Source organism: Halomonas sp. RT37, assembly GCF_040070525.1.
GTDB lineage: Bacteria > Pseudomonadota > Gammaproteobacteria > Pseudomonadales > Halomonadaceae > Halomonas > Halomonas litopenaei.
Window position 1 is genome coordinate 3,146,507 of the sequence record NZ_CP098827.1, and the last position, 12,710, is coordinate 3,159,216.

Below are 12,710 nucleotides of genomic sequence, written 5' to 3' on the forward strand. Positions count from 1 at the left end.
ATCATCGCGCTCGACACAGAGCCGGTGACTTGAGAACGCCAACCACCCACGACAAAAACCACAAGGAACGCTCCCATGGTCGAAAACAACGCCACCATTGGCATCACGTTCGCGCTGTATCTGATATTGATGCTGGTCATCGGTATCATTGCTTACAAGCGCACCACCAATCTGTCCGACTATATCCTTGGTGGCCGCTCGCTTGGCCCCTGGACGTCGGCGATATCTGCCGGCGCCTCGGACATGTCGGGCTGGCTGCTTCTGGGTCTGCCCGGTGCGGCCTACGTCAGCGGTCTGTCGGCCTCCTGGATCGCCGTGGGCCTGTTGATCGGCACCTGGCTCAACTGGCTGATCGTCGCCCGGCGCATGCGCGTCTACACCTTCAAGGCCAATGACGCCCTGACCCTGCCGGACTTCTTCGCGAAGCGCTTTCGCGAGAAGGCACCGCTGTTGCGGGTGATCTCGGCGGTCTTCATCCTGCTGTTTTTCCTGTTCTACACCAGCTCCGGCCTGGTTGCCGGCGGCAAGCTGTTCGAGACGGTATTCGGCTTCGACTACACCATCGCGGTGACCGTCGGTACGCTGGCCATTATCTCCTATACCTTCTTTGGCGGCTTCCTGGCGGTCTCCTGGACCGACCTGATCCAGGGTCTGATGATGGCGGCGGCGCTGCTGGTCGTGCCGGTCATCGCCCTGACCGAACTGGGTGGCTTCAGCGGCAGTGGCCAGCAGATCCTGGCCGAGAACCCCGACATGCTGAGCTGGTTCGTCGATGCGTCCACCGGTGAAACCCTGACCGCCATCGGCATCATCAGTTCGCTGGCCTGGGGCCTTGGCTACTTCGGCCAGCCGCACATCCTGGCGCGTTTCGCGGCCATCCGCTCCGAAGCCGACATCCCCGCCGCCCGTCGCATCGCCGTGACCTGGTCGGGCCTGTGCCTGGTCTGCGCCATGGCGGTCGGTCTACTGGGCCTCGTCTACATGACCCGCGACCTGGGTGACGGCGAGACCATCTTCATGGTCATGGTCAACGCCATCTTCCATCCGCTGGTCGCCGGTGTGCTGCTCGCCGCCATCCTGGCCGCGGTCATGTCCACCGCCGACTCCCAGCTGCTGGTGTCGTCCTCCGCCCTGACCGATGACTTCTACAAGGCGCTGTTCCGCCCCGACGCCAGCCAGTCCGAGCTGGTCTGGGTCGGCCGCTTTGCGGTCATCGGCATCGCCGTCATCGCCTACCTGCTGGCGATGAACCCGGACTCCACGGTACTGGGACTGGTGTCCTACGCCTGGGCCGGTTTCGGCGCCGCCTTCGGTCCTGCACTGATCATGTCGCTGTACTGGCGTCGCATGAACCAGTGGGGTGCGCTGGCCGGTATCGTGGTCGGTGGCATCACCGTGGTGGCCTGGGCCGAGATGTCCGGCGGGCTGTTCGATCTTTACGAGATCGTGCCCGGCGTGATCTTCGCCTACATCGCCATCGTGGTGGTGAGCTTGATGACCGCCGAGCCGAGCAAGGAGATCACCGAGCAGTTCGACACCCTGGAAGACGCCTGATCGTCAGTGATCGTCTGCCACGCAAGAAGGCCGCCCTCGGGCGGCCTTCTTCGTTACGGGACACATCGAGCACGCACCTGGCGCTCAACGCTCACTGACGGTCGAACCGCCCTGCCCACCTTGGCCGTGCACATCAGCCCCGTTCAAAACAGGCCGGCGTAGCGACACAGCAGCAGCACGATAAAGCTGACCAGCGCCAGCGGATACCAGGGCATGGCCCCCGCCAGACGCCACCAGCCGGGTACCGCTGAGAAGTGCAGCGGCATGGACAACCCCCCGCCCAGCGCCCACACGCCCAGAACTACCATGGCCAGCCTCGCCGGCGTCGGGAGATCACGAATCAGCCAGGGTTCCAGCAGCAGCCACACCGCCAACACAGCAGTCAGTGCGAGCACCAGTGCCGCCCCGCCCCAGGGCAGCGTCGACATGCCGAGCAACCTCTCACGCCTTCGTCTGGCCACCATCCCGCACTCTCCTCCGGAGTCTTCTCCCACAGTGAAGACGATTTATCGCCGGACGGCGAGCGTTTATGCAGTGCACAAGCGCGCATCGATGTCTACGCCACAATGTGCAAAAAAATTGTACAGCATTTACATTACCTACCCGCCCAAGTCGATTTAGTTCCATAAATTCTGGCTAGTTACTGCTATCTGGCCAATTAAATATTTCTACAAGACATTTAGAAACACTGTTCGTAAACTGCGAAGCGTACAAGGTTACTTCCCTCGGGAAGGATGCCATCGGATCATCAAGGAGGTCCCGCATGAACATGACTCGACTGATGGGCACCGCAGCCCTGCTCGCTACCACCACCTTCGCCGCCCAGTCTGCCCTGGCCTATCAGGCAGGTGACATCTACGTGCGCGGTGGCTTCGAGAAAGCCGATCCCACCTCGGACAACGGCGATATCGCCAACCAGGATCTCGATGTCTCCGAAGAGAACGGCTTCGCCTACGGCGCCGGCTACCTGTTCCACGACAAGTTCGGTGTCGAGCTCAACGGCTCCGAGGCCATGGAGCACGATATCGCGGTCAACGGCGGTAATGTGGGCAGCGTCGACCGTACCCCGGTCAACCTGATGCTCAACTACTACCCGCTGGGCGGCGTGGAAAACGCTCGCGTCCACCCCTACGTTGGCGTGGGCATGAACTACACCCACTTCTCCGACGAGAGCTTCAACGCCGACCTCGATAGCTCCTACGGCGCCGCAGCCCAGGTGGGTCTCGACCTCAGCGTCACCGACAACCTGCTGGTCGGCACCTACGCCCGCTACGCCGATGTCGATTCCGATATCGAGGTCGACGGCCACGATGTCGGCGAGGCCGAGATCGATCCGATGACCATCGGTGCCGGCGTCACCTATCGTTTCTAAGCGCTTGCGCTGTATTGAGAAAACGCCTGCGCGATCTTGAAATAAGCGGCTGACCGGTTAGCTCGATCGCGCCGCATTCCAACCGCAGCATCGAAGGCGTCTGGCTTTGCCAGGCGCCTTTTTTGGTGCGTTGCCGGTTCATTTTTGTCGACCAAAGGAGGTATTGAGGTAGATCAATAACCACGTTCTCGATGCGGCATACACTGCTTGGCAATCGGGCTCGCCCACTTTTGCCAGTACGCAAGGAGAACACCATGCGCCATCCCCTGATCACCACCGCCCTGGTCGCCGCCATCGCCGGCAGCGCCCTCGCCAGCAGCCAGGCCTTTGCCGCCTACGGCAAGGGCGACATCTACACCCGCATCGGTGTGGCCAAGGTCAAGCCCGACTCCGACAACGGCTCGCTGGCCGGCGGCAGCATGAATACCGACGTCCATGACGACAACGGTTTCGCCTTCACCCTGGGCTACCGCTTCCACGACAAGTTCGGCGTCGAACTGCTGGCCGCCGAGCCCTTCGAGCACGACGTCGACCTGAACGTAGGTGGCACCGATATCGGCGCCAGCGTCGAGCACCTGCCGCCGACCCTGACCGTGCAGTACTACCCCTTCGGTGGCACCGAGGCGCGGGTGCAGCCCTACGTCGGCCTGGGGGTCAACTACACCCACTTCTCCGACGAGGATATCGCGCTGGAAGGCGCCGATCTCGATCTGGAAGAGTCCTGGGGCTGGGCCGGCCAGGCGGGCCTCGACCTGGTCATCGACGACCACTGGGCGGCCAACATGGCGGTGTGGTATCTGGATATCGACAGCGACGTCGACCTCAACGGCGAGGACATCGGCGAGATCGAGGTGGCCCCCTACGTGATCATGGCCGGTATCAGCTACCGCTTCTGATCCAGGGCTCGACCGCTAACACGCAGCGCCCGCTCCTGCCTGACAGGAGCGGGCGCTGTGCTGTGACCGTCACAAGATGGCTTCTGTGGTCGCTCGCGTGGCAGTCGCCACTGCCATTCTCGAGGGCGGGGCTGCGGTAACAGGGCAAGCAGAGGCCTAGCTTAGTACGAAAAGCCGGCGAGCGATGGTTAGACAAGGCAAAAACCGGTAAGAAAGCGCAGTTTACGAGATGTAAATGAGCATCTTGACACGATTTTTAACGCCGTATTACCGAGCGCAGGCGCTTTTCGTACAAGCCTTAGCGGGGATGATAACGTGACAGCCCCAACCTCCCCAGAGTGGCATCATCGAGGTGCTCGACGGCCTCTACCGCCGCCAGCGCCTGGTGGTAGCCCTCGCTGAGGAAGTCACGACCGGCCAGCAGGTGCTCAAGGTACTCGCGGGCGGGCCGCAGGCCATCCCCCTGGCGTTCGGCGCCGGCGATATAGACCCAGGCCTCGATCGGCCCTTGTTCGGTGAGCACCGGCAGACGATGACGGTCGTACTCGTGCGGGTAACCTTCGAAGGGATCCATCTGCCGGATCTGCTCTGGCTCAAGGAGTTCGAACAGCGCGCCCTCGACCCGATCGCCTGGCGCCGGCACCACATTGGCGTGGGCAATGCCCGGCACCCGGGAGGCCTTGTTGAAGCGCAGCGCGTAGCCTTCCAGGCTGCCGGCCAGCACACGCCGGGTCTCGCCGATGCGCGCGGCGACACGCTCAATGTTCATGTTGCTGCCATAGGCAAAGTACCAGGGCATCGCCTTCTCCTCGCTGGGGACTTCTTCCGTTACCGGCGATTCAGTTTTCGGTGATCAGCCGGTCGATATCCTCGACAACCTTCTGCAACAGCATCCGGTCCTGGGCGCGCGCGCCTTCCTGGATCAGGTAGGCGTCCACCGCCGGGGCCACATCGCAACTGGCGGGCAGGGGTGCACGCTGTTCGACCAGGGTATCGAGCCTGGCGATAAACACGAAGCGCAGCCACTGGGGCAGCGACATGGTATCGATGCAGAACGGCTGCCGACTGTTGAAGGCGGCGGCCTCCGGCTTGTCCATACGCCACATGTTGGCGGCCTTCATGGTCGCCTCGAGCTCGCGCAGGGCCGCGCCCAGGGCGTCGTGGACGGAAGGTTCGGTGGGCATGATGCCTCCGCTTTGAAAATGGGCTAGGTGCACGTCATTGTCGCGTGCCGGACCAGCGAGGGCCAGCCCGGCAGCAACACGCGCCCCCCAAGAAACCGCTGCAAATGCGGCACCTCGAAGGGCACGCCTCGACGTGCAGACTTTCTCGAACGAGGATCTCGCCGGATGGATGAGCGATTCGGCCTACAGGGGCTCGGCGGCGGGCAGTACCTTGCGCAGGAAGTCTCGGGTACGCGGGTCCTGCGGTGCATGGAACAGCTCCGAGGGAGGCCCCTGCTCGACGATGCGCCCGCCCTCCATGAACACCACCCGGTCGGCCACGTCACGGGCAAAGGCCATTTCGTGGGTGACCACCAGCATGGTCTGGCGTTCACGCGCCAACTGCTTCATCAACGCCAGCACCTCGTCGACCCACTCGGGATCCAGCGATGAGGTGGGTTCGTCGAACAGGATCACCTCGGCCTGGGCGGCCATGGCGCGGCCGATCCCCACCCGCTGCTGCTGGCCCCCGGACAGCGACGCCGGATAGGCGTTCGCCTTGTCCGACATGCCGATGCGCTCGAGGATCTCCCGTGCCCGCTGGTGGGCCTTGGCCCTGGGCCAGCGGTTGACCACGATCAGGCCCTCGGCGATGTTCTCAAGCGCCGTCTTGTTGGCAAACAGCGCGTAGTTCTGGAACACGAAGGCCGTGTGTCGACGGGCAGCCAGGATCTCGGACTTGCTGGCCTGGGTCAGGTCCAGGTTCAGCGGACCCAAGGTCAATCGGCCACCATCGGGCTGCTCGAGAAAGTTGAGACAGCGCAGCAACGTCGACTTGCCGGTCCCGGAGGGGCCGATCACCACGATGATCTCGCCCTGCTGGATCTCCAGATCGATACCGTCGAGCACGGTGGTATCACCGAAGCGCTTGGTCAGTCGCTCTAGCTTGATCATCGACGATAGGCCTCGTTGAGTCGGGATTCCAGGCGCCGCTGCAGCCAGGCCAGTGCCTCGACGATGGCCCAGTAGATCAGCGCCACGGTGATGAAGGCCTCGAAGTACAGGAAGCTGCCGGCGGCCTCTTTCTGGGTCGCCCCCATCAACTCGGTCACGCCCAGGGTGAACGCCAGCGAGGTGGCCTTGATCATGTCGATGAAGTAGTTCATCAACGTCGGCACCGCGATGCGAGTGGCCTGGGGCAGCACGATCCGGCGCATCAACTGGCCGTTGGTCATGCCAATGGACAGCGCCGCCTCGGTCTGACTGCGATCCACGCCGACGATGGCGGCGCGGATCGACTCCGCCATATAGGCCGAGAAGTGCAGCGTCAGCCCCATGATGGTGGCGGTGATGCCATCGATGGTGGTCAGAAACGACAGCACCTGGGGCAGCCCGTAGTAGAACAGGAACAGCTGCACCAGCAGCGGCGTACCGCGAAAGAACGAGATGAACCACAGCGTCAGGCCGTTGAGAACCGGGATCTTGAGTACCCGGATCACCGCCAGGCCACAGGCCAGCACCAGAGCCAGCGCCATCCCGGCCAGCGCCATCCCCAGGGTCAGGGGAAGGTAGCTGAGCAGGATGGGCACCAGCCCGAGCATGTAGTCGAGGTCGAGAATGCTCATGGAGAGTCGATCACCGCTCAGGGCGTGGTGATATCGGCATCGAACCAGCGCTCGGAGATCTCGCTCAAGGTGCCATCTTCACGCAGGGTGTCAAGCGCCTGGTCGACCTCGTCGCGCAGTTCCTGGTCGTCCTGACGGAACGGCAGCGCATTGCGAATCTCGGAGAACGGCTTGCCGGCCAGCGCCAACGGCAGTGGCTTTTCCTTGATCACCTGGGTGGCGCTGACGCGATCCATGACGAAGGCATCGACACGACCCAGCGCGGTGTCCTGCTCGATGTTGCTCTCATAGGTGCGGATATCGATCTCGTCGGCGTAGGGCAGCTCGCGCAGCAACTGCTCGTAGTTGGAGCCCAGGTTGACGGCCACGGTCTTGCCCGCCAGATCCTCGACACCGGAGACCTCGTCATTGCCTTCCTTGGTCACCACCTGAGCACCGTCATACACGTAGGGCGAGGTGAACAGGTACTTCTGCTCACGCTCCTCGGTGATGGTGATCTGGTTGGCGATGGTGTCGATGCGCCCCGACTCGAGCATGCCGAACAATCCTGAGAAGTTGGCGGTGACGAACTCCACCTCGGTGCCCATCTCTTCGGCCACTGCTTCCATCACGTCGACCTCGAAGCCCTTGAGGGTGTCCTGCTCGACGAAGGTAAAGGGAAAGTAACCACCGGACATGCCGACTTTCAGGGTGTCGGCGTGGGCACCGGCAGCGACACCGATGGCACCTGCGGCGGCAAGAGAAACAGCCAGATGACGAACCATGGACGGCTCCTTGAAAACGATTGGGGCGGCCAGTGCGGCATGGCCCGGGAGGGTGACAGGTGGAGGCATCCATCGCCACTTCAACCCTGGGCTGCTCGATGGCTCAGCATGATTTGGAATAAACGACCGCTATTATATTCCAAATCGATAGCAGACGCAGTGAAAAATCCCAGGGTGAACCATAGCCTCCTGCTATTGCGACCGCCCTTTCCGGGAACAACCGCCGACAGCCGTCGGCTAACTGTCACCTCACCGACTTATCCCCACCATCATTCATTCACAGAAGCGCTGAATGTCCCTGTGGATAACCCTTTGACAGATGACGCCGAGCCGCTTCTGACGCTCTTTCGCGGCGCTTGATCAAAAATTCACCAGCGGTGCAGCAAAATACAGTGCGAGGGATGCACAAATTTCCGCCGTGGACGGCTGACACTCCTCGAGCGGCGCGATAGAGTGCACGCTGATCTTTCGGAGGGGCCATGCAAGCGATCCATCGTCTTCACGACTTTTTCACCCTGACCGGTGCCGAGGTGCGTCTCTATCATATGGGACGGCGTGTGCACCCCTGCGCGCTCGAGACCCTGGCAGACTTCGAGAGCGGCCAGGTCCCCTGGCCGGAACCCTGGCAGGGTCGTGCCCGCCTGGCGCTGGTGTTTCGCCTGGGTGACATGAGCGACCCGCTGATCTGGTTCCTGGCGCTGCCGGTGGACGAACAGGGCCTTCTGGATGCCGCCCAGCGGGACGCCTTCCTCGAGCGCCTGCTGTCCACCCTGGGCCGCAGCGCAGAAGCGCTGGAGCAGTCCGACGGCGGCGAGATCGACAACCTGATGAAGGACAACCCGCTGGCCTTCACCCCTTCCCTGACCTTTCAGGCGATGCTGCACGCCCGAGCCAGCGCCGATCTTGAGCGTCCCGCCAGCGAGCACCTTGAGCCGGTCGAAGCCTTCCTGTCGGGCCAGGGTGGCCACGACTGGCAGGCGCTGGGCCTGCAGGGGCTGGCCGACCATGTGGCGCGTCTCACCCCCGAGACTGAGGCCTCGCTGGTGGCCGCTATCCCGCAGCTGCACAGCGAAGTGCTGACATCGCTATGCTACTGTCTGGAACATGTAGCACTATCAGCAGAGCTTGCGGAGGCGCTGCGTCAGCGCGGCGAACAGGCCGCCAGCCAGGGCGACATCGAGACCTTCTGCGCCTGTGTACGCGCCGTGGGCAACGCGCCCGACAGCCTGGCCGGTGACTGGTTCGACGACCTGCTGGCCGATAGCGATGCCTGCGGCCCGGACACCCTCGCGGCAATCGCCGCACGGGGCTGGCAACACCTGGAGCACGCCGAGCGCCTGCCGCTGTTTCTGGAGCGGGTCGCCGAATGCGAGGGGGCCGACTTCCTGGCCGTTGCGAGGGACCTGGCGCAGATCCCCCGGCTGCGTCTGCCGGTACTGATGACGCTGCGTCAGGCGCCGAAGGACTCCGCCACCGCTCGCCGACTGGCGGCGGTCAAGGGCACAGGCGGTCATTGATTCGCTTGCCCGTGTGACGTTCGTTGCCACTGACAGTTCGACAACGGACGTCGCCTGAATAACAAGCAGCATCCCGCGACAAGGAGAAGACATGAAGGACCTGCCCTTTCAGGCTCAGGCCGTCGTCGGTCGCCGCGAGATGGTGATCCTGCCGCAGATGCACCTGCATCTGTGTGCCAAGGTGGACACCGGCGCTCGCACCTCGGCGCTGCACGCCGAGGAGATCGAGTCCTTCGAGGAGGACGAGATCCTGTGGGTCAGCTTCGTCACCCGTGCCGGCGGCCCCGACAGTCCGTCACATCAGTACCGCATGCACCTGCATGATCGGCGCAAGGTCACCAGCTCCAACGGCCAGGCCGAGTGGCGCTACTTCATTCGCACCCAGATGCAGATGGGGGATCTGGAATTTCCCGTCGAGCTATCCCTGACCGACCGGCGCAACATGCGCCACCCCATGCTTCTCGGTCGCCGCGCACTGCGCCGCCTGCTGGTGGCGCCCGGCGCTACCTTTCTGCACGGCGAACCCTGACGGATCCACCGCCCCTGACCTGGAGACTCGCACATGCATATCGCGCTGCTGTCCCGCAACCGCAATCTCTACTCCACTCGTCGCCTGGTGGAAGCCGCCGAACAACGCGGCCATACGGCCCGGGTGGTCGATACGCTGCGCTGCTACATGAGCATCGCTTCTCACCATCCGTCGATTCACTACAAGGGTGAGGAACTCGAGCCCTTCGACGCCGTCATCCCGCGCATCGGCTCCTCGGTCACCTTCTACGGCTGCGCCGTGCTGCGTCAGTTCGAGATGATGAACGTCACCGTGCTCAACGACAGCGTCGGTATCACCCGTTCCCGCGACAAGCTGCGCTCACTGCAACTGCTGTCTCGCAAGGGCATCGGCCTGCCGGTGACCGGCTTCGCCCACTCCCCCGATGACATCCCGGACCTGATCACCATGGTCAAGGGCGCCCCGCTGGTGATCAAGCTGCTGGAAGGCACCCAGGGTATCGGCGTGGTGCTGGCCGAGACCAACCAGGCGGCGGAATCGGTGATCCAGGCGTTCATGGGCATGAAGGCCAACATCATGGTTCAGGAGTACATCAAGGAAGCCAAGGGCGCCGACATCCGCTGCTTTGTCATCGGCGACAAGGTGGTGGCAGCGATGAAGCGCCAGGCGGCCGAAGGCGAGTTCCGCTCCAACCTGCACCGCGGCGGCAGCGCCAGCGTCATCCGTATCACCCCGGAAGAACGCTCCACCGCCATCCGCGCGGCCAAGTCCATGGGGCTGCGCGTGGCCGGTGTCGACCTGCTGCGCTCCAACCATGGCCCCGTGGTGATGGAGGTGAACTCCTCGCCCGGCCTGCAGGGCATCGAGAGCGCCACCGGCAAGGACATCGCCGGCCTGGTCATCGAACACCTGGAAAAGAGCGCCACGGCGCGTCCACGGACCCGTACGCCGGCCAAACCCAAGGGCTGAAGCGGCAAGGGCTCAAGATAAAAGCCCCGTAAAGGATGACGCCGACGGGCGACCGATAGTACGGTCGCCCGTCTTGTCATTGGCGCTCACTTACCGCTCACAAGCGCGAGGCGGCCCTTCGCCTACGACGATATCTCGCCGCAACCGGGCCAACTTTGTCAGCGCTTTTCGACCAAGGTCGAAGCGATCGACCACCCCACCGCAAGAATCATAAATATTTGCCACATTAGGGGTGGCAAAACTCCTGCTGGAGCCCCACAATTTGCGTCACCGGAGGAGGTGACGCGCATGTTTCTCGATAATCGCCAGGTGGCGATGGACAGCCTGCTGGAGGCCCTGGCCGACAGCGTCGACTATTTCCAGGACAATCTCGAGCGCCTGCGACCCTCGCTGCGCGACGCTCTGGAGCCCCACTTCGAGACGCGCCAGAAGACCATGCGCGAGCTCCAGGAGCTGGCGCGCGAACACCTCGACCTGCTGCCGCGTGATGCCGACGTCGAACGCGACGACTACATGTGGCTGTGGAGTCGTCTCAAGAGCTTTGTCGGCAACGACTCACAGGTGTTGATCAACGAGCTGCTCGAGCAGGAGCGGGTGCTGATGCAGTCCCTCTCCACCCTGTTTACCCATCCCTTGCCGGGCCCCATCGAGCCGGTGATCGAAGAGGTATGGAAGGGTTGCCGCGCGCTGATTCGCGAGCTCTACGACCTGCAGAAGTCGACCGCCCAGAAGCGTGGCGCAGGCCGTCGAACCGTCAAACGCTGACGCCGCCGACCACAACGCCAATCCACGAAAACGCCTTGCCAGGCTCTGCCGGCAAGGCGTTTTTATTGGTGAAGCGGATGCCTGGGTAAAGGGGCTGCTCTCAGTTCTTGTCGGCGTCGGGCGTGCGCAGCAGCAATGGCGCCACACTGGCGTCGCCTCTGGTCAACACCTCATCGATGATCTCGTGAAGACTCCGAGCCTCGATGCGAGCTGCCGGCGCCGCGATCTTCAAAGGCTCCAGCGGGCCAAGAAAGCGCGGCTCTCGTTGCCACAGGTAGAGATCGCCCAGGGTCGCCACCCGGGCCACCCACTCTCGCAGGATCAGCCAGCGAGAACCCTCCCTCTCGGGCGCCGGGCAGCCCTCGACCTCAAGTCCCAGGGCATCAGCGATGAACAGCGCCCGCGGCAGGTGCCAGTCCTGGGTAATCAATAGCGCGCGCTCCACCTCGAACACGTCGCGGGCCCTGGCCAGGGTATCGAAGGTGCTGAAACCGGCGTAGTCCAGCGTCATGTCGACCTCGCGCACGCCACGCGCCTTGAGATCGCGCCACATGGTCACCGGCTCGTTGTAGTAGCGGGTGGCATTGTCACCGGACACCAGCAGGTGGCGCAGACGTCCTTCGTTCATCAACCGGGCGGCGGCGATCATGCGCCCTTCGAAGTGGGGATTGCGGGTACCGCTGCGGGTCCAGTGGGAGGTGCCGAAGACGATGCCGACCTGGTGGGGGCGGCATTCGACGAGGCGAGGAGCGACGCGATCGCGGGTGGTGGCCACCACCCAGGCGTTGGCCGCGACAAAGGCCAGGGCGAGCAACAGGACCAGGCTACCGAGACACAGCAGCAGGCGACGAAACATCGTGAACAGTGGCTCGCGCATGACGATTCCAATTGACAGCGGAGGTCAGGACCCGCTGCGCGGGCCAGAGAGGGCCGGGTCAGAACATGCCAAGTTCCAGCTTGGCCTCGTCGCTCATCATCTCACGACTCCAGGGGGGATCGAAGACGATCTCGGTATGCACCTTGGAAATCTGCGGTGCTCCCAGAATCTTGTTGCGCGCATCCGCCGCGATCACATCGCCCATGCCACAACCGGGGGCGGTCAGGGTCATGCGAATGGTGACGATGCGCTCACCACTGATCAGGCGCTCGATACGACAACCGTATACCAGTCCCAGATCGACGATATTGACCGGGATCTCGGGATCGAAACAAGTCCTGAGCTGATCCCAGACAAACGCCTCGATCGCCGCATCGTCGGCCTCGGGGTCCAGTGTCGGGCGTGGCATCGGCTCGAGGCCCACCGCGTCCAGGTTGGATCCCTCGATCAGGTACAGACGTCCCTCGTAGGCAACACTCAGGGTGCTGCCCTTGGCCTGCATCACCGAGACGATGCTGTCCTCGTCAAGCGTCACCGTCTTGCCGAAGGGAATGGAGATGACCTCCACGTCCCGCTGCAACGGCAGTTGCTGGCCCTTGCTCAGTTGAGCAATCTGATCGTGTTCGCTCATGCAATTCCTTAGGCGGGTACGCCGAATGACTCCCTTGCCAACCAGGGCTCGAGGCGGCACGCGCCGCCC

At 63.3% G+C, this 12,710-nt stretch carries 15 protein-coding genes; 7 read left to right on the forward strand and 8 right to left on the reverse strand.

Annotated elements, in window-relative coordinates:
• Positions 1–75 precede the first annotated feature (75 nt).
• Positions 76–1,554, forward strand: a complete 1,479-nt coding sequence (putP, locus tag NFG58_RS13635) for a sodium/proline symporter PutP (RefSeq protein ID WP_045994400.1) — start codon at positions 76–78, stop codon at positions 1,552–1,554.
• A gap of 143 nt (positions 1,555–1,697) precedes the next feature.
• On the opposite strand, the gene NFG58_RS13640 is transcribed toward putP, so the two are convergent.
• Positions 1,698–2,018 carry a hypothetical protein gene (locus NFG58_RS13640; protein ID WP_045994399.1) on the reverse strand — a complete coding sequence of 107 codons (321 nt, stop codon included), beginning with the start codon at positions 2,016–2,018 and terminating at the stop codon, positions 1,698–1,700.
• A gap of 299 nt (positions 2,019–2,317) precedes the next feature.
• Here NFG58_RS13640 and NFG58_RS13645 point away from each other — a divergent pair, with 299 nt between their 5' ends.
• Together NFG58_RS13645 and NFG58_RS13650 are read left to right on the forward strand one after the other, a co-directional pair.
• A complete protein-coding gene (locus tag NFG58_RS13645) occupies positions 2,318–2,926 on the forward strand; it encodes an OmpW family outer membrane protein (protein ID WP_108450177.1) in 609 nt (202 codons plus the stop codon).
• A 254-nt stretch (positions 2,927–3,180) separates the two neighbouring features.
• Positions 3,181–3,822 carry an OmpW family outer membrane protein gene (locus NFG58_RS13650; protein WP_348826744.1) on the forward strand — a complete coding sequence of 214 codons (642 nt, stop codon included), beginning with the start codon at positions 3,181–3,183 and terminating at the stop codon, positions 3,820–3,822.
• 298 nt (positions 3,823–4,120) lie between these two features.
• Here the strand turns inward: NFG58_RS13650 and NFG58_RS13655 are convergent, their stop codons facing one another.
• The 5 genes from NFG58_RS13655 to NFG58_RS13675 form a co-directional block, all read right to left on the reverse strand.
• Positions 4,121–4,621, reverse strand: a complete 501-nt coding sequence (locus NFG58_RS13655) for a gamma-glutamylcyclotransferase family protein (protein ID WP_348814535.1) — start codon at positions 4,619–4,621, stop codon at positions 4,121–4,123.
• 40 nt (positions 4,622–4,661) lie between these two features.
• On the reverse strand, positions 4,662–5,006 hold the full coding sequence (locus NFG58_RS13660; RefSeq protein WP_108133007.1) for a YqcC family protein: 345 nt from the start codon (positions 5,004–5,006) through the stop codon (positions 4,662–4,664).
• Between the two features lie 183 nt (positions 5,007–5,189).
• Positions 5,190–5,939 (reverse strand): amino acid ABC transporter ATP-binding protein, encoded by a 750-nt coding sequence (locus NFG58_RS13665; protein ID WP_045995128.1) that lies wholly within the window; start codon positions 5,937–5,939, stop codon positions 5,190–5,192.
• The gene (locus NFG58_RS13670) at positions 5,936–6,610 is read right to left on the reverse strand and encodes an amino acid ABC transporter permease (RefSeq protein WP_108450181.1); all 675 of its coding nucleotides are present in this window, start codon (positions 6,608–6,610) and stop codon (positions 5,936–5,938) included. The genes NFG58_RS13665 and NFG58_RS13670 overlap by 4 nt, the downstream gene beginning before the upstream one ends.
• 17 nt (positions 6,611–6,627) lie before the next feature.
• The gene (locus NFG58_RS13675; RefSeq protein WP_287165107.1) at positions 6,628–7,374 is read right to left on the reverse strand and encodes an amino acid ABC transporter substrate-binding protein; all 747 of its coding nucleotides are present in this window, start codon (positions 7,372–7,374) and stop codon (positions 6,628–6,630) included.
• A gap of 479 nt (positions 7,375–7,853) precedes the next feature.
• Here NFG58_RS13675 and NFG58_RS13680 point away from each other — a divergent pair, with 479 nt between their 5' ends.
• The 4 genes from NFG58_RS13680 to NFG58_RS13695 all read left to right on the forward strand — a co-directional run bounded on the left by NFG58_RS13680 (position 7,854) and on the right by NFG58_RS13695 (position 11,133).
• Positions 7,854–8,891, forward strand: a complete 1,038-nt coding sequence (locus NFG58_RS13680) for a DUF3549 family protein (RefSeq protein WP_348826745.1) — start codon at positions 7,854–7,856, stop codon at positions 8,889–8,891.
• Between the two features lie 91 nt (positions 8,892–8,982).
• Positions 8,983–9,420 (forward strand): RimK/LysX family protein, encoded by a 438-nt coding sequence (locus NFG58_RS13685; protein ID WP_045995124.1) that lies wholly within the window; start codon positions 8,983–8,985, stop codon positions 9,418–9,420.
• A 33-nt stretch (positions 9,421–9,453) separates the two neighbouring features.
• Positions 9,454–10,368: a 30S ribosomal protein S6--L-glutamate ligase gene (gene rimK / locus NFG58_RS13690; RefSeq protein ID WP_045995123.1), complete on the forward strand. Its 915-nt coding sequence runs from the start codon at positions 9,454–9,456 to the stop codon at positions 10,366–10,368.
• A 288-nt stretch (positions 10,369–10,656) separates the two neighbouring features.
• Positions 10,657–11,133, forward strand: a complete 477-nt coding sequence (locus NFG58_RS13695; protein WP_045995122.1) for a hypothetical protein — start codon at positions 10,657–10,659, stop codon at positions 11,131–11,133.
• 100 nt (positions 11,134–11,233) lie between these two features.
• Here NFG58_RS13695 and NFG58_RS13700 read toward each other — a convergent pair whose 3' ends face one another.
• Positions 11,234–12,010 carry an ElyC/SanA/YdcF family protein gene (locus NFG58_RS13700; RefSeq protein WP_348826746.1) on the reverse strand — a complete coding sequence of 259 codons (777 nt, stop codon included), beginning with the start codon at positions 12,008–12,010 and terminating at the stop codon, positions 11,234–11,236.
• Between the two features lie 58 nt (positions 12,011–12,068).
• Positions 12,069–12,641 (reverse strand): putative Fe-S cluster assembly protein SufT, encoded by a 573-nt coding sequence (gene sufT, locus NFG58_RS13705; protein ID WP_045995121.1) that lies wholly within the window; start codon positions 12,639–12,641, stop codon positions 12,069–12,071.
• Between the last annotated feature and the right edge of the window lie 69 nt (positions 12,642–12,710).

What these genes read in the sequence shown, in the direction of transcription:
- rimK (WP_045995123.1), top strand. Translation starts at nt 9,454, where the DNA reads ATGCATATCGCGCTGCTGTCCCGCAACCGCAATCTCTACTCCACTCGT.
- NFG58_RS13675 (WP_287165107.1), bottom strand. Translation starts at nt 7,374, where the DNA reads ATGGTTCGTCATCTGGCTGTTTCTCTTGCCGCCGCAGGTGCCATCGGT.
- NFG58_RS13655 (WP_348814535.1), bottom strand. Translation starts at nt 4,621, where the DNA reads ATGCCCTGGTACTTTGCCTATGGCAGCAACATGAACATTGAGCGTGTC.
- NFG58_RS13680 (WP_348826745.1), top strand. Translation starts at nt 7,854, where the DNA reads ATGCAAGCGATCCATCGTCTTCACGACTTTTTCACCCTGACCGGTGCC.
- NFG58_RS13695 (WP_045995122.1), top strand. Translation starts at nt 10,657, where the DNA reads ATGTTTCTCGATAATCGCCAGGTGGCGATGGACAGCCTGCTGGAGGCC.
- sufT (WP_045995121.1), bottom strand. Translation starts at nt 12,641, where the DNA reads ATGAGCGAACACGATCAGATTGCTCAACTGAGCAAGGGCCAGCAACTG.
- NFG58_RS13665 (WP_045995128.1), bottom strand. Translation starts at nt 5,939, where the DNA reads ATGATCAAGCTAGAGCGACTGACCAAGCGCTTCGGTGATACCACCGTG.
- putP (WP_045994400.1), top strand. Translation starts at nt 76, where the DNA reads ATGGTCGAAAACAACGCCACCATTGGCATCACGTTCGCGCTGTATCTG.
- NFG58_RS13685 (WP_045995124.1), top strand. Translation starts at nt 8,983, where the DNA reads ATGAAGGACCTGCCCTTTCAGGCTCAGGCCGTCGTCGGTCGCCGCGAG.
- NFG58_RS13660 (WP_108133007.1), bottom strand. Translation starts at nt 5,006, where the DNA reads ATGCCCACCGAACCTTCCGTCCACGACGCCCTGGGCGCGGCCCTGCGC.
- NFG58_RS13670 (WP_108450181.1), bottom strand. Translation starts at nt 6,610, where the DNA reads ATGAGCATTCTCGACCTCGACTACATGCTCGGGCTGGTGCCCATCCTG.
- NFG58_RS13645 (WP_108450177.1), top strand. Translation starts at nt 2,318, where the DNA reads ATGAACATGACTCGACTGATGGGCACCGCAGCCCTGCTCGCTACCACC.
- NFG58_RS13700 (WP_348826746.1), bottom strand. Translation starts at nt 12,010, where the DNA reads ATGCGCGAGCCACTGTTCACGATGTTTCGTCGCCTGCTGCTGTGTCTC.
- NFG58_RS13650 (WP_348826744.1), top strand. Translation starts at nt 3,181, where the DNA reads ATGCGCCATCCCCTGATCACCACCGCCCTGGTCGCCGCCATCGCCGGC.
- NFG58_RS13640 (WP_045994399.1), bottom strand. Translation starts at nt 2,018, where the DNA reads ATGGTGGCCAGACGAAGGCGTGAGAGGTTGCTCGGCATGTCGACGCTG.